Source organism: Streptomyces bikiniensis (assembly GCF_000716625.1).
GTDB lineage: Bacteria > Actinomycetota > Actinomycetes > Streptomycetales > Streptomycetaceae > Streptomyces > Streptomyces bikiniensis.
This window is the reverse complement of record NZ_JNXJ01000007.1, coordinates 21,668-36,667: the sequence shown is the minus strand read 5'-3', so window position 1 is coordinate 36,667 and position 15,000 is coordinate 21,668. Positions and strand designations below refer to the sequence as shown.

Below are 15,000 nucleotides of genomic sequence, written 5' to 3'. Positions count from 1 at the left end.
GGACTACTCGCGGTCGTCGGCGGTGGAGCGGCGGCGCAGGCCGAGGACGACGCCGAGGCCGACCGCGACCACCACGACCGCGCCGATGCCGGCGATCACCCCGGTGGAGGACCCGCCGCTCCCGGACCCGCCGGAGCCCGGGGCCGCGGGCACGGCCGACCACCAGCTCCAGTAGCCGTCCTGGCCCCACAGGTTCCCGGCGGCCTCGGGCATGGTGGTGATGGACGCGATCTGGTCCGTGCGGTACGCCTCCAGGGCGTTCGGATAGGCCATGACGTTCATGTACCCCGTGTCGTACAGGCGGGACTGCATCCGCTTCACCAGATCCGCCCGCTTGGCGGTGTCGTACTCCACCGCCTGCTGCGCGTAGAGCCCGTCGAACTCCTTGTCGCAGATGAAGTTGTCGGTGGCCCCGCTGTCCTTAGGAGTGGCCGGGAGGGCGCCGCAGGTGTGGATGGAGAGGACGTAGTCCGGGTCCGGGTTGACCGACCAGCCGTCGAACGCGAGGTCGTAGTCGCCCTTCGTCCACGGGTCCGAGACGCTGTCCAGGCACTCGACCTTCAGGCCGATGCCGAGCTCGCCCCACCACTCCTGGAGGTACTTGCCGACCGCCTTGTCGTTCGGGTCGGTGGCGTGGCAGAGGATCCGGAAGTCCAGCGGCCTCCCGTCCTTGCCGACCCGCTTGCCCTCGCCGTTCTTCCGGTACCCGGCGGCGTCGAGGACCTTCGCCGCCTCCTCCGGGTCGTACCTCCGTACCTGGTCCCCGTCGGGCTTCCAGAAGTACGAGCCGAAGCGGGGCGGGATGTAGCCCTCGCCCTCGACGGCGTGGCCCTGGAAGACCTTGTCGACGAGGGTGGTGCGGTCGACCGCGAGGAAGAGCGCCTTGCGCACGGCCGGGTCGAGCAGCGCCTTGTGCCCGTTGCCGAAGGTCCTGCCGTCCCGCGACCGGGCGCCCGGGTTGGTGGCGAGGGCGAAGAAGCGGCGGCCGGGGGCGTCGTTGACCTTGATGTTCTTCTGGGTCTTGAGCGCGTCGGCCTGGGCCGGCGTCAGGTTCGGTACGAAGGACACCTCGCCCTTCTGGAGGGCGGCGACGGCGGCGTCCCCGTCCTTGTAGTACTTGAAGACCAGCTCGTCGAACTTGGGGGCGCCCCGCCAGAACTTCCTGTTCGGCTTGAGCTTGACGTACTGGTCGACCTTGTAGTCGGTGATGACGAAGGGCCCGTTGCCCACGACGGGGAACTGCCGGTCGTTGTTGAACTTCGAGAAGTCGCCGACCTTCTCCCAGACGTGCTTGGGCACGATCGGCACGTCGAGCGCGGTCATCGTCGCCTGGGGCTTCTTCAGCTTGATGACGAGGGTCTGCGGGTCGGGCGCGGTGACCTTCTCGAAGTTGGCCGTGAAGCTGCCGTTGGCGGTGGCGGCGTTCGGGTCGGTCATCATCTTGGTGAAGGTCCAGGCCGCGTCCTCGGCGGTCGCCTGCGTCCCGTCCGACCAGTACGAGTCCCCGCGGATCGTGTACGTCCACGTCAGCTTGTCGGGCGAGGGCTTCCACTCGGTCGCCAGGCCCGGGATCGTCCGGGCGTCCTTCGGGTCGTAGTTCGTCAGGTACTCGTAGGCCAGGCGGTGGATGCTGGTCGAGGTGAGCTTCTGGGCGAGGAACGGGCTCAGCGAGTCGATGCTCTGGGAGACCGCCACCGTGAGCGTGGTGCCGCCGGCCTTGTCGTCCTCCGCCCGCGCGGTGCCGGGGGCGACGACGAGCGAGGTGGCGGCGACGCCGGAGGCGAGCAGGACACGGAGGGCTCCGTGGGCTCTGTGGGGTCTGCGGGCGGGGCGGGGTGGGACCTTCGTGACCATGACCATGGGACGTGACCTCGCGTCGGGGTTTCTGTCGTGGATCTTGGGCTGACGGTGAGTGAAGCGAAGGTGTATCAGCGGTGGTCTGCCGTCGTCAACGACGACTCAAACCCCTTGTGGGCTGCGGGAACACCATGAGGCCCCGTATCGGACGACCGATACGGGGCCTCATTGGTCTACTCCTGTGACGCCCTACTGCTGAGGGGCTGGCGGAGTCTGCGGAGGGGCCGGCGGGCCCGCCGGCGGGGGCAGCGGCTGCCCGGTGTACTGCTCGGGAACCTCCTGCGGCGGAGCCTGCGCCGGGGCCGGCTGCTGCTGCCAGGCCGGGGGCACGCCGGGAACGCCCGGCTGTCCGGAATGCGCCGGATAGGGCTGACCGGGGTACGGAGCCTGGGGGGCGTACGGCTGTCCGGGCGCGGGCTGTCCGGGCGCCGCCTGGCCGGGCATCGGCTGACCGGGCGGGGCCTGGGCGAACTGACCGGGCATCGGGCCGGGGGCCTGTCCGGGCTGTCCCTGCTGTCCCTGCTGTCCCGGTACGGCCTGGCCGCCGGGGGCCGGATACGCCTGCGGCGGGTAGGGCTGACCGGGCTGGGGGGCCTGGGGCGCGTACGGCTGACCGGGCGCGGGCTGACCGGGCGCGTACTGCCCCGGCAGCGGCTGCCCGGGCTGCCCCTGCTGGGCGGGCTGTGCGAGCTGTCCGGGCTGTCCCGGGGTGAAATGGCCGGGGGCCTGCTGGCCGTACTGGCCGGGCTGACCGTACTGGCCCGGCTGGCCCGGGTACGGCTGTCCCGGCATCGGCGGAGCCATGTGCGGCGGCACCGCGCCCGGGCCGTCGCCGGTCCACAGGCCCTGCGCCTGCTGCGCCCGCGCGAAGTCCTCGGCCACCATCGCCGACAGGTGGAAGTACGCCTCGCGGGTCTTCGGCCGCATCATGTCGAGGTCGACCTCGGCACCGGCCGCCAGGTGCTCGTCGAAGGGCACGACCACGACCCCGCGGCAGCGGGTCTGGAAGTGCTGCACGATGTCCTCGACCTTGATCATCTTGCCGGTCTCGCGGACTCCCGAGATGACGGTGATGGAGCGCTGCACCAGGTCCGCGTAGCCGTGCGCGGAGAGCCAGTCCAGGGTGGTCGACGCGCTGGAGGCGCCGTCCACGGAGGGCGTCGAGATGATGATGAGCTGGTCGGCGAGGTCGAGCACCCCGCGCATGGCGCTGTAGAGCAGGCCGGTGCCCGAGTCGGTGAGGATGATCGGGTACTGCTTGCCCAGGACGTCGATCGCCCGCCGGTAGTCCTCGTCGTTGAAGGTCGTCGAGACGGCCGGGTCCACGTCGTTGGCGAGGATCTCCAGGCCCGAGGGCGCCTGCGAGGTGAACCGGCGGATGTCCATGTACGAGTGGAGGTACGGGATCGCCTGCACCAGGTCGCGGATGGTCGCCCCGGTCTCGCGCCGCACTCGGCGGCCCAGGGTGCCGGCGTCCGGGTTGGCGTCGATCGCCAGGATCTTGTCCTGCCGCTCGGTCGCCAGGGTCGCGCCGAGCGCGGTGGTCGTCGTGGTCTTGCCGACGCCGCCCTTGAGCGAGATGACCGCGATCCGGTAGCAGGAGAGGACCGGCGTCCGGATCAGGTCCAGCTTCCGCTGCCGCTCCGCCTCCTCCTTCCTGCCGCCGAGCTTGAAGCGGGAGGCGGCGCCGGGGGTGCGGCTGGACTTGGGCTTCTGCTTGCTGTTCCGCAGCAGCCGGTCGGAGGAGAGCTCGACGGCCGCGTTGTACCCGAGCGGGGCGCCCGGCACGGACCGCTCCCGCTGGTCGTGCGTCACGGGCGAGGGCCAGGCGGCACCGGACCGGGGGTCGACGGGCGGCTGCGCGTCGTGCGGTGCCTGTCCCTGAGGGGTTTGTGGCTGTGCCTGTGCCTGTGCCGGGGGAGCCTGCGGGGGTACGGCACCGGGGTGCGGGAAGCCGTACCCGCCCGGCCCCTGGGCCTGCGGCGGCACACCGCCGGGCTGCTGCGGGTAGCCGTGACCGGCCTGCTGCGGAGGCGTACCGGGGTGGGGGAAGCCGTACCCGCCCTGAGGCGCGGAGGGCTGAACGGGCTGGGGCTGGGGCGCCTGGGGAGGCTGCGGGGCCTGCGGGTAGCCGTACCCGCCGGGCTCCTGCGCCTGCGGCGGCACACCGCCGGGCGCACCGGGCGCGGTCGCGGGCGCCGGCCAGGCGGCGGCGGGCGGCAGCGGCGCGGCCGGGGGTGCCGGCTGGGCGCCCGGCACCGGCTGCGCGGGCCACTGCTGGGCGGGGGCGGCCGGCTGGAACGACGGCGGCAGCGGCGGCAGTCCGGGCGCGGCGGGGGGCGGGAAGGAACCGGGAGCGGGGGCGGAGACCTGAGGAGCCTCGGGCACGGGGGAGGTGTCCTGGGGTCCGGCGGGCTGCTCGGGAGCCGGGGCCTCCTCTGCGCGTGCCTCCTCGGCAGGGGCGTCCTCGGAGCGGGAGCTCTCGGGGGAGGCGCCATCGGCGGTGGTCCCGGCGGCGCCGGCCGCGGTGTCACCAGCGGCCGCGTCGGCCCCCTCCCGGGTCTCGTCCGCGACGGACTTCGCCGGATCCTCGCCGTCCCGGTCCGCCGGGGCCCGCGTGCCGTCGTCCCCGGAGGCCCGCCCGGACGGGGTGCCGGCGTCGTCGGCCGGCTCCTCCCGCACCGCGGTGGAAGGAGCGTCGGACGACGGTCCGGCGGTCTCCGGACCCGCCGCCGGCGGCACGGCCGGTCCGTCCGACGGGGCGGAGACCGCTTCCGAGGACGCGGAGGCCGTCTCTGAGGCCGCGGGGGCCGCTTCCGATGGCACCGAGGCCGTCTCCGAGGCCGCGGGGGCCGTCTCCGAAGAAGTCGCCGCACCCCCGTCCTCGCCGCTCGCCGAGGCGGACCGCGCCGCCGCGGCGCGCTCCGCGATCTCCTCCATCTCCCGCCGCATCGCCACGGGGGAGAACCGCATCGTCGCGCCGCTCTCCAGGTCGCCGTTGCCGAAGGGCCCCGAGGACGCCTCGGGGGACAGGGGCGCGGCGGGGGCGGGCGGCACGGGAGCCGCCGGGGGGTGCGGCGGGTTCGCGGGGAAGCCGCTCCCGGCGGGCGGACCGGGCACGGCGACCGGCGACCCCACCGGGGGCGGCGGGTACTGCTGCCCGGTGCCCGTGCCGGAGGCGTCGCCCGACGTGCTCTGCGCGTACCAGGCGGGCGGCGTGTAGTCGATGGTGAACTCGCCCGTCAGCTCCGCGGCTTCCACGTCGGAATCGTCGGCGGCAGGGTCCCAGCCCCCGTGCATGTCGTCCCGATCGCCGTTCACTCTGCCTCCTGGTGTGGTCGAGCACCCTCGTGCCGTCGTGGGCGGGGGCCACCGTTCACTTCCGATGGGCCCGGCTCTCCCCCTGGAGCACGGCGGACGGTTCCGAGGGTTCTCCTGCCGTGCCCCGGTCCAGCCTAATCGTCCCCGCCACCACCGCGGCAGGCCCGTCCGCCCCGCGCCCGTCCCTCCCGTCGCGCGGTGCCCCGAAGTGACTCCGGTACGGCGGAGCGTGAAGGAGAAGAGGGGCGGAACGGTACGACCGCGCACGATTTCGGGCCCGTAACGCAGGACCGGCGGTCGCGGGCCCGTCTCCGGGCGCGCGACCGCCGGTCCGTGGAGCCCCGGGATCCCCGGCCGGCCCCGACGCCTCAGCGGAGGTCGAACTCCCCGTCCCGGGCGCCGAGCACGAACGCCCGCCACTCGGCCTCGGTGTAGCGCAGCACGGTGCCGTGGTCCAGCGAGGAGCGCATGGCCACGCCCCCGCCCGGCAGATGAGCGATCTCGACGCGCTCCTCGTCCGGGCTCGTGCCGGGGGCACCCTGCCATTCGACGTCGGAGATGTCGAGGGCGTACAGCTCGTCCTTTTCCTGCGCGCTCCCCATGGGGTTCCTTTCGCTCACGGCCGGTCGAACGGCCCAAGTCTCGCACGGTGCCGAGCCGTTCGCCGGTGCCCGGCGACCGCCGGGGCGACGGCCCGTCCGGGCCATAGTAGGGAGCCCGGCGCTCCCGCGGGGGCGGTTCGGCCCCCGCTTCACCCGGGGGCGGTTCGGCCCCCGCTTCACCCGGTGGCGGTTCGGTCTCCGCTTCATCCGGGGGCGGTTCGGCCTCCGCTTCACCCGGGGGCGGCTCAGTCCATCCGGCGGGCCGTGCCGAGCAGCCCGGCCTCCACGTCCGTGGGGCTCGTCATGACCCACTGCCGCTCCCCGCCGGAGCACCAGAGCGTGACCCCGTCCGCCAGCGTCGGCAGCGCCTCGACCTCGCCCCGCGAAAGTCCCAGGATGCGGCCGGTCTGCTGCGCCTCCTGCGGGGAGACCCGCTGGACGCCCACGAGCGTCGCGGACCGCATGAGCCGCGGTGCCACCGGGCTGAGGTAGGGAAGGAGGGTCAGCACCGACTGCCAGGGGGCGGAGACGACGCGTCCGCGCGGCGGGCGCATACCGCAGTCGCGCACGACCACGGCCGGGCTGCCGACGGTCGCGCCCAGCGGGGGCACCCGCCCCACGTCGTGGAGCGTGATGCACTCCAGGCCCGCTCCCGCCGCCTGCGCCAGGCCGACCCACTCGTGGGGGCGCCCGGTCTCCACCACCACGCGCGCGCCGGTGCCGGCCGCGCGCAGCGCCAGCACCTGTGCCGTCCACAGGCCGCCGACGAGGAGCACGTCGTACGGCGCCGAGCGGTGGAACCCGACTAGCTGCGACCGCCCCTCGGCGTCCTCGCCGACGACCACGCCGTCGTCGCCCACGGGCAGGGACAGGGCGGAGAGGTGGTCCGCGGGCATGGTGTGCCCCGCGTGCCGCGGCCCGGTCAGGCCGCGCGGCCCGGCCGCCTTCCGGCCACGTCCGATCATCGGGCGCCTCCCAGGGGCATCGTCGCCAGCACGCCCGGCAGCTGCTCGCGGTCCAGGCGCAGCAGGCCGACCTTCGCGGCGCGCGCCGCCTCTTCCAGGGCCCGCCGCACCCGGACCAGTTCGTTGTCGGAGCCGCCGGTGACCCGCACGTGGCCGTCGAGGTCCATGGCCCCCTGGCGCGTGCCGCGCCGGACGGTCAGGCTGAACGTCGTGGCGTACGCCGGTACGGAGGTGAGCAGCGAGACCAGCCGGGGCAGCGGCGTCGCCCCCCGCCCGAGTTCGGGCCAGCGGCCGATCGCGTACGCGGTGTGCCAGCGGTCGTCGCACCGCCAGACCCGGGAGGTCTCGGCGGTCCGCCGCTGCGGCGCGCTGTCGGGCAGGCCCGCGCGGGCGACGGCGCGCGGATTGGTGCAGATCGCCGTGGCGACGGTGGAGTTGAGCTCCTCCTGGTCCATCACCGTGGCCTGGAAGCCCGCCCCCGTGATCCGGCTGGCCAGGTGGTCGGCGATCCGCACCAGGCAGCGCTGCGCGCCCTCCAGGCCGCCGCCGCGGGCCTCCACGGCCTCCCGGCAGAGTTCGGGGTCCAGCTTCACGGCCACCCAGGTCAGCCGCAGCGCGGGGGCGCCGGTCCGCTCCTGGAGCGGGGCGTACGAGAGCCGGGCCGCGGCCTGCTGGGGGAGGTGCAGCGCCGGGGCCGGGCGCACCTGCTGCACCAGCTGCACCGACTCCACCGTGATGTCGTCGACCTCCAGGGCGCCGCCCAGGACGGAGAGCGGGAAGGCGCGCGCGCCGAAGACCGGACGCAGTGCCGAGCCGCTCGCCTCGACGCGCAGCACGGCGGTCAGGAAGGTGCCGTCGCCCAGCATGCCGACGGTGCGGTGGTTGCGGTCGACGTAGGGCGAGGCGCGGAAGCCCGGCACGTTCTCGCCCACCGGAGCGAGGGAGGGGTCGGTGTCGGCTGCGGCGGGGGCGGCGGCGCCCCGGCGCGCGCGGAGCGCGAGCACGGTCCCCAGCCAGTCCTGCACGGCCTGTCCGCGGCGGCGGATCACGGCCAGCAGGACCAGGACGCCGGCGACGACGCAGGCGGGCACGAGCCAGAGGCCGCCGGCCACCAGACCGACCGCGACGAGGGCCAGCGCCGACTCCACGAGGACGAGCTGCCGCAGCCGGAACGGGCCCACCCGCCCGGCCCGGGACAGGGGGCGCAGGGCCGTGGTCGCGGGGACCTCCCGCGGGACGGGTGGCGTGCGGACTCCGTCGCCGTCATTGCTGCGTTGCCGTCGGGAAGTCCCGGGCGCCGGGTCGGTGGCCCGCCCGCGCCGTGCACGCGTCGCCGTACCCGTCGCCACGTTGCCCCCTCGTGTCCGTAATAGCCGAATTCCCATGGGCGTTGACTGGGCGATCACCCTACCTGAGCAGTGGGACGCAAGCGCCGACGGGCATAGTAGGGGGCGGCTGAACGGCAGTCCGGGTCCGCGGGTGTGGGACCCTGGTCGCCCATCGGGGAGAGGGACAAGCGAACAGATGGCATCACGTCGGGATGAACTGAACGCCTACACCTTCGCGAAGCGGAGGCTGATCGCACAGTTCGTGCAACCGAACGCGACGGGCTCGGAGGAAGGCGCACCGCGCCCCCTGCGCGCGGTGGTGCCGGGAGCCATCGTCGGCGCGGTGGTCCTCGCGGTCTTCGGGGCCTGGGGCATGTTCAAGCCCGTCGCCCCCAAGAACTGGGACAAGCCGGGCGAGAATGTCATCATCGCCAGCAAGTCGACCACCCGCTACGTCGTCCTCAAGACCGGCGACAAGACCCAGCTCCACCCGGTGCTCAACATGTCGTCGGCCAAGCTGCTCCTCGACCCCGACAAGGGCAAGGTCATCAACGTCGACGAGTCCGTGCTCGACAGCGGCAAGATCCCGCACGGCGCCACGCTCGGCATCCCCTACGCCCCCGACCGCCTTCCCGGTGACAAGGAGGCCGGCGCCGCCAAGCGCTGGGCCGTCTGCGAGCGCCCGGGCGAGGGCGGCCGGGCCATCCAGAAGGCGGCGTTCGTCCTCGCCGCCCGCGAGGAGGCGAAGACCGACGGCACCGAGCGGCTGACCGGCGGCGAGCTCCTCTACGTCGAGGGCCCCGACCGCACCCGCTACGTGGTCGACGCCAGGGGGACCGCGTACCCCGTGGAGAAGGACGAACTGCTCCTGCGCCAGCTCGTCGGCCAGGGCCGCGCCGCCCAGCGGGTCTCCGGCGCGTGGCTGAACACCCTCCACAAGGGCGACGCCATCTCCTTCCCGACCGTCCCCGGCCGGGTGGGCGAACCCGCCGGGATCGGAGACCTCCCCTCCGGGGCCGACCGGATCGGAATGGTGCTGTCCGCGACGGACGGCACCCGGAAGCAGATGTACGTCGTGCTCCGGGGAACGGTCGCCCCCGTCACGGACTTCACGGCCAAGCTGCTCCTCAACAGCCGGCAGCTCGTCGACCTCGGCCAGGCGGGCCAGGCGACCTCGGTCAGCGGCGGCGCCTTCCAGCCCGGCCGCGCCTTCGCCCGGGACAAGAAGTGGCCCCGGGCCGTCCCGGTGCCCGTCAACGAGGCGAGCACCGCCGAGGGCAGCCGGAACACCATTTGTAACGTGCTGCGCGAGGTCGACGCGGACAACGGGGCGACCACGCTGAGCACCTGGGCGGGCGAGGACTTTCCCGCCGCCCTGCCGGCCGGCTCCAGCAGCGCGTACGTCACCCCCGGTTCGGGGCAGCTGTTCCGGCAGTTCAAGGGCTCCACGACGTCCAGCGGCTTCCTGTTCCTCGTCACCGACACCGGTCTGCGCTACGCGATGCAGTCCAACGGCGACAGCGCCACCGACGACTCCGGGATCGGCTCGTCCGGCTCGGCCGAGGAGAAGCAGGCCCGGCAGGCGGAGGCGCAGCAGGCCCAGAACCGCCTCGGCTACAAGAACGTCGAGCCGCTGCCCATCCCCGCCGAGTGGTCGACCTTCCTGCCCACCGGCCCCCGCCTCTCCACGGGCGGCGCGCGCCAGCCGCAGGGCTCATGAGGGCCCGGACGCCGGCCCACCGGCTCTCCAGCCCCTCCCGGCGCGCGCTCGTCGTCGCGGCCACGACGGCGCTCTGCGCCCTCGGCCTGCCGTTCTCCACGCCGGCGGTGGCGGACGACGGCTCCCAGTGCACGTACCCGGGCAAGACGTACGAGGGGCGCCCCTGGGCGCTCCAGCGCGTGCTGCTGGACGAACTGTGGTCGCAGTCCACCGGCAAGGGCGTCCGGGTCGCGGTCATCGACACGGGCGTCGACGTGAAGAACCCGCAGCTGGCCAAGGCCGTGGACGTCAAGAGCGGGATCAACCTCATCCCCAAGGACGCCAAGGACGCCAACGGCTACAAGCTGAAGCGGGGCAACGAGCAGGGCACCACGGACACCGTGGGCCACGGCACCAAGGTGGCCGGCATCATCGCCGCCCGCCCCGCCAAGGGCACCGGGTTCGTCGGCCTCGCACCGGACGCCGTGATCATCCCCATCCAGCAGAACGACGCCGAGGGCAACGGCACCGCGGAGACGCTGGCGACGGCGATCCGGCACGCCATCGCCAAGAAGGCCGACGTGATCAACATCTCGCAGGACACGGCCGACGCGGTGCGGCCCACCAAGCTCCTCGAAGACGCCGTGAACGAGGCCCTGAAGCGGGAGATCGTGGTCGTCGCGTCGGCGGGCAACGACGGCCTCGGCGGCAACGTCAAGAGCACGTACCCGGCCTCGTACGAGGGCGTCCTCGCCGTCGCCGCCTCGGACCGCAACAACGAGCGCGCGCAGTTCTCCCAGTCTGGCGAGTTCGTCGGCGTGGCCGCGCCCGGCGTCGACATGGTCTCCACGGTGCCGGGCGGCGGCCACTGCGCCGACAACGGCACCAGCTTCTCCGCCCCGTACGTCGCCGGTCTGGCCGCTCTCGTCAAGGCCGAGCACCGCGACTGGACGCAGGAGCAGATCGTCGCCCAGATCCAGCAGACCGCCGAACGCTCGGTCGCGGGCCACGACCGCCTGGTCGGCTGGGGGGTGGTCGACCCGGTCAGGGCCCTGACCGAGGACGACAAGCCCATCGAGAAGCCCGTCGCCCACGAGGGGGTGACCCGCGCCGAGGCCCCGACCCCGGCCGCCCTCCACCTGGGGGAGACCCCGGAGCAGCGCGCGGCCCGCCTGGCGACCTACGTGGTGGTCGGCGGGGGCGTCCTGGTGGCGGCGATCGTCGGCACGGCGGTGGCCCTGCGGGACCACCGGCGCGGAACCGCGAGACGGTCCGCCCCGTGACGGTTGCAGCCGCACACGGCTGATAGCGTCGGTGCGCGGAAGTCTCCTGCGATGCACGTCACTTGGGGCTGTCGGTCCCAGTCATTACAGTGGTACGCACGCGATCGTTCGATGCGGAGCCGTCACGATCGCAATGGGGCAGTAGGAGTAAACGGGGAGGAATGTCGTGTACGAGGCGACGGACGACGGGGACGGGGGCGACGGTGACGAGTGACCTCGAGCGCGGTGTCGGCGCGCTGAAGAAGTTCCGCGACCGGGTCGACGGAATCATCACGGACCTGGCGAGCGGCCCCGGCGGAGCCGCCCGGCTGAGCGCACGGCAGGTGACGCGCGAATCCCTCGGCGTCGGCATCCCCTTCGCGGAGGCCGACGAGTTCTTCAACGAGTACGACCGGGTGCAGAAGGCGCTCGTGGCGCTCTCGAAGTCCCTCGGCGGCCAGATCGAACTGCTGCAGATCGGTGTCCACGCGGCCGACGTCGGCTACAACAACGTGGAGGACGACCAGCGCAGGCGCTTCTACGAGATCCGGACGAACCTGGAGGCCGAGCGCAGCGACGCGATCGAGCAGGAGCGGTTGAAGCAGCAGAAGGCGGCCGGTGTGCCCGACCAGCCGCCCCCGCCCCAGCAGGGTGACAAGGGCGGCGAGGGGAACCTGAGGTGACGAACGATGAGTGAAGAGAAGCCGCCGAGCCTGACACCTCAGGAAAAGCAGCAGGCCGATGACGAGCTGTACATCCACGGGAGGTACGCGTTCACGAACTTCGCGGAGTTCATGAGCGACGTCTTCTCCGCCACGTTCGGGGCGCGGGATCGAAGCGTCTTCGGTAAATCGTCGTTCGAGGGCCAGCGGCTCAACGCGATGCTCGACTTCCTCGACAGCGCGAACCCGTCGGACCTGGAACAGGCCGGCGAGGCCCTGGAGAAGGCGACGACCGCCCTCAACGAGGCCGCGAAGGACCTGAACGTCTTCGTCCACAGCGTCGACTGGAAGGGCGCCGCCGCCACCGAGTTCCAGCGCTACGGCTCCGAGGTCGTGTCCTACGCCTGGGGCATCGGCAAGGTCGCCAACGCGGCCGGCGCCCAGATGAAGGTGGCCAGCACCGGCCTCGCCTCGGTGCGCAACGCCAGGCCGCCCCGCGACAACCGCCTCGTCCAGAAGAAGCCCGAGGACTTCACGCTTCCGGAGCGCACCCAGGACAACAAGGACTATCAGAAGGCCCTCCAGGTCGAGAAGGACCGCCAGGAGGCCATCAACCAGATGCACCGCCTGGCCTCGTTCTACGCGGTCTCCAAGGACGTCCTGAGTTCCCAGGAACTGCCCAAGCCGCCGAAGTCGTACAGGGCGGCGGTGCCGCCGCCGCGCGACTGGGTCGACGACTCTAATAATCCTGCCGCGTCACGTAATAGCGGCCTGGCGCGTAACGGCGGTCTGTCCCGGGAAGCACCCGGACATATCAGCGCCAGCGAGGACCGCACCACCCGGACGGCACCCCGTACCGGCCACCTGCTCGACGGTTCCGAGCCGATCAGGGAGGAGCAGCCGGGTACGAAGGTCCGGATCGACTCGGTCGCCACGCCTCCGGCGCCCACGATCACGACCTCCGCGCCCACGCCGACCGCACCCACGAACACCCCGAACCCGACCGGCCCCACGATGGCTCCGCCGATCGCGCTCGGCACCTCGCCGCGCACGACAGGACCCCGGACCACGGGAATGCCCGGCGTACCGCCCACCACCGGTCGTACTGCCGTGGGCCGTTCGAGCGGACCGGGAACGTCTCCCGCCGTGGGGCGTGCGAGCGGTCCAACGGGCGGCTCGCACGCCGTGGGACGCTCCGGCGGCCCGGGAACCTCCCCCGCCGTGGGCCGTGCGGGCGGACCGACCGGCAGCTCTCCGGCCGTGGGCCGTTCGGCCGGCCCGATGGGCGGATCACAGGCCGTGGGACGCTCCGGCGGCCCGACGAACTCTTCCGTCATGGGACGTCCGAGCGGTCCGACCGGCTCTCCGGCGGCGGGACGCTCCGGCGGCCCCGTCGGACGGGCGGGCGGGCCGCAGGCCTTCGGCCAGTCCCCCCAGACCGGCCGCCCCGGCGGCCCGGGGCAGTCCGCCACCGGTCGTGGCGCGGGCGGCGGGCGGTCCACCCCCATCGTCGGCGGTACTCCCCAGCGCACCTCGGCCGGGGGAGCCGGATCGCGGATCCCCAGGGGCACCGTCGTCGGCGGCGACGCCCCGGCAGCGGGCCGTACGGCCGCGGCACGGCCCAGCCAGGCAGGAGTGGTGGGCGCCAACACCGGCCAGGGGACAGCACGCCCCACCGGCCGTGGCACGCCCAGCACCAACGGCGTCGTCGGAAGCCCTCGCGGCGCCGGCACGCCCGTCGGCGGCGGACGCGGTGACCGGCGTCCGGACCGTGACGAACAGGATCGCGACGGCTCCTCGCGCCCCGACTACCTCACGGAGGACGAGGAGACCTGGACGAACCGGCGGCACGGCACCGTACCGCCGGTGATCGGCTAACCCCCGGAAGGCTCGGAAGTCAGGATGACGGCAGGAATGATCGGGAGTGGCAGGCTTCGGCGAGCGCTGCTCGGCGCCACGGCGGCAACGGCGCTGACGGCGGCTCTCGTCGGGGTCGCTCCGACGGCAGCCGCCGCCGACGTGCGTTCGCAGCAGTGGTATCTGGACGCCATGGGCGCCGAGGACATCTGGAAGAAGGCGACCGGCAAAGGCATCAAGGTCGCCGTCATCGACAGTGGAGTCAACCCGAACACCCCCTCGCTCAAGGGAAAGGTGCTCAAGGGCTGGGATGCCTCCGAGTCGGAGGGCGACGAGACCGACGACTACGACGGCCATGGAACGACCATGGCCGAGCTGATCGTCGGATCCGGCGCGAACGGCGGTATCAGGGGCCTGGCACCGGACGCCAAGGTGGTTCCCTACCGGGTGAGCAACACCGAGCGGCAGAACGAGCAGGTCGTCAACGCCTTCGACATGGAAGAGGCGATCAGGGCTGCGGCCAACAGTGACGCGCAGATCATCAACATCTCCGTGGCCTCCAAGTACACCGACATCTACACCCAGGAAGCTCTCCAACTCGCGAACGAGAAGGGGAAGCTGGTCTTCGCGGGAGCCGGCAACAGCGCCAAGGAGGGCAACAAGCCGCAGTATCCGGCGGCCTACCCCGAAGCGGTCGCCGTCGCGGCGACCGACCGGAAGGGCGTCGTGGCCGACTACTCGCAGCACGGCGACTACATCGACATCGCCGCACCGGGCAGCGACATTCCCGGCTGGTGCGACAAGGAATTCAAGAGTTACTGCACAGGCAACGGCACCAGTAACGCCACCGCCATCGCCTCCGCCACCGCCGCCCTCATCTGGTCGGTGCACCCCGACTGGACCGCCAACCAGGTCCTCCGGGTCATGCTGGAGTCCGCGGCGCGCAGCAAGGAATGGGAGCCGGGCACGGTCAGCACCTACCTCGGCCACGGGGTCGTCCGGCCCAACGCCCACATCAACCGCGGTCTCGGCAAGCCGGGCGACCCGAATGTCAACCCCCTGACCAAGAGGAAGACCATCGGCGTGCCGGGCGCGATCCCGTCTGCGGGATCGTCGGCGCCTTCGAGCGCGCCGTCCTCGACCGGCTCCCCGGCTCCGTCTGCATCAGACGTGACACAAGCCCCCGACGGCAGGGCGACTTCCGGCACCGTTGTGGCAGGCTCCAGCGGGAGCGCGGAGAGCGGTGGGAGCACGGGGCTCGTCATCGGCGCCGTCGCGGCCGTGGCCGTGGTCACCGGAGCGGGCTTCCTGATCGTGCGCCGACGGCGTACCACCTGACCGTGCCAGGAGCCGGCGGAACGGGCCGGGCAGACCGAACAGACCGAACCGCGTGCGCGTGAACCGGGCGGACGCGGTCTCAACGAGTAACACCAGAGAGGGAGAGGGA

At 72.9% G+C, this 15,000-nt stretch carries 10 protein-coding genes; 5 read left to right on the top strand and 5 right to left on the bottom strand.

Annotated elements, in window-relative coordinates:
• Positions 1–3 precede the first annotated feature (3 nt).
• From OO47_RS06745 to eccE, 5 genes are all read right to left on the bottom strand, one after another.
• Entirely contained in the window at positions 4–1,854 is a 1,851-nt protein-coding gene (locus OO47_RS06745) for an ABC transporter substrate-binding protein (protein ID WP_030217794.1), read from the bottom strand.
• 192 nt (positions 1,855–2,046) lie between these two features.
• Positions 2,047–5,178, bottom strand: coding sequence for an SCO5717 family growth-regulating ATPase (locus OO47_RS36805; protein ID WP_030217792.1), 3,132 nt, complete (start codon positions 5,176–5,178; stop codon positions 2,047–2,049).
• 368 nt (positions 5,179–5,546) lie between these two features.
• Positions 5,547–5,780: a DUF397 domain-containing protein gene (locus OO47_RS06735; RefSeq protein ID WP_030217791.1), complete on the bottom strand. Its 234-nt coding sequence runs from the start codon at positions 5,778–5,780 to the stop codon at positions 5,547–5,549.
• Positions 5,781–6,025: 245 nt separating this feature from the next.
• A complete protein-coding gene (locus OO47_RS06730) occupies positions 6,026–6,745 on the bottom strand; it encodes a hypothetical protein (RefSeq protein WP_030217790.1) in 720 nt (239 codons plus the stop codon).
• The gene (gene eccE / locus OO47_RS06725) at positions 6,742–8,130 is read right to left on the bottom strand and encodes a type VII secretion protein EccE (RefSeq protein ID WP_199812275.1); all 1,389 of its coding nucleotides are present in this window, start codon (positions 8,128–8,130) and stop codon (positions 6,742–6,744) included. Before eccE ends, OO47_RS06730 begins: the two co-directional genes overlap by 4 nt.
• Positions 8,131–8,269: 139 nt before the next feature.
• Here eccE and eccB point away from each other — a divergent pair, with 139 nt between their 5' ends.
• From eccB to OO47_RS06700, 5 genes are all read left to right on the top strand, one after another.
• Positions 8,270–9,793 carry a type VII secretion protein EccB gene (eccB, locus tag OO47_RS06720; RefSeq protein WP_030217788.1) on the top strand — a complete coding sequence of 508 codons (1,524 nt, stop codon included), beginning with the start codon at positions 8,270–8,272 and terminating at the stop codon, positions 9,791–9,793.
• Positions 9,790–11,055 (top strand): type VII secretion-associated serine protease mycosin, encoded by a 1,266-nt coding sequence (gene mycP, locus OO47_RS06715; RefSeq protein ID WP_030217787.1) that lies wholly within the window; start codon positions 9,790–9,792, stop codon positions 11,053–11,055. The genes eccB and mycP overlap by 4 nt, the downstream gene beginning before the upstream one ends.
• Positions 11,056–11,258: 203 nt before the next feature.
• Entirely contained in the window at positions 11,259–11,717 is a 459-nt protein-coding gene (locus OO47_RS06710) for a hypothetical protein (protein ID WP_030217786.1), read from the top strand.
• 6 nt (positions 11,718–11,723) lie between these two features.
• Positions 11,724–13,574 (top strand): mediator complex subunit 15 domain-containing protein, encoded by a 1,851-nt coding sequence (locus tag OO47_RS36800; protein WP_030217785.1) that lies wholly within the window; start codon positions 11,724–11,726, stop codon positions 13,572–13,574.
• 24 nt (positions 13,575–13,598) lie between these two features.
• Complete coding sequence (locus OO47_RS06700; protein WP_030217783.1) at positions 13,599–14,891, top strand: S8 family serine peptidase; 1,293 nt, start codon at positions 13,599–13,601, stop codon at positions 14,889–14,891.
• Positions 14,892–15,000 lie beyond the last annotated feature (109 nt).

Bases quoted from the DNA above. Each gene is read 5' to 3' on its own strand.
- OO47_RS06735 (WP_030217791.1), bottom strand. From the start codon at position 5,780: ATGGGGAGCGCGCAGGAAAAGGACGAGCTGTACGCCCTCGACATCTCC.
- OO47_RS36800 (WP_030217785.1), top strand. From the start codon at position 11,724: ATGAGTGAAGAGAAGCCGCCGAGCCTGACACCTCAGGAAAAGCAGCAG.
- OO47_RS06745 (WP_030217794.1), bottom strand. From the start codon at position 1,854: ATGGTCACGAAGGTCCCACCCCGCCCCGCCCGCAGACCCCACAGAGCC.
- mycP (WP_030217787.1), top strand. From the start codon at position 9,790: ATGAGGGCCCGGACGCCGGCCCACCGGCTCTCCAGCCCCTCCCGGCGC.
- OO47_RS06730 (WP_030217790.1), bottom strand. From the start codon at position 6,745: ATGATCGGACGTGGCCGGAAGGCGGCCGGGCCGCGCGGCCTGACCGGG.
- OO47_RS06700 (WP_030217783.1), top strand. From the start codon at position 13,599: ATGACGGCAGGAATGATCGGGAGTGGCAGGCTTCGGCGAGCGCTGCTC.
- eccE (WP_199812275.1), bottom strand. From the start codon at position 8,130: ATGGGAATTCGGCTATTACGGACACGAGGGGGCAACGTGGCGACGGGT.
- eccB (WP_030217788.1), top strand. From the start codon at position 8,270: ATGGCATCACGTCGGGATGAACTGAACGCCTACACCTTCGCGAAGCGG.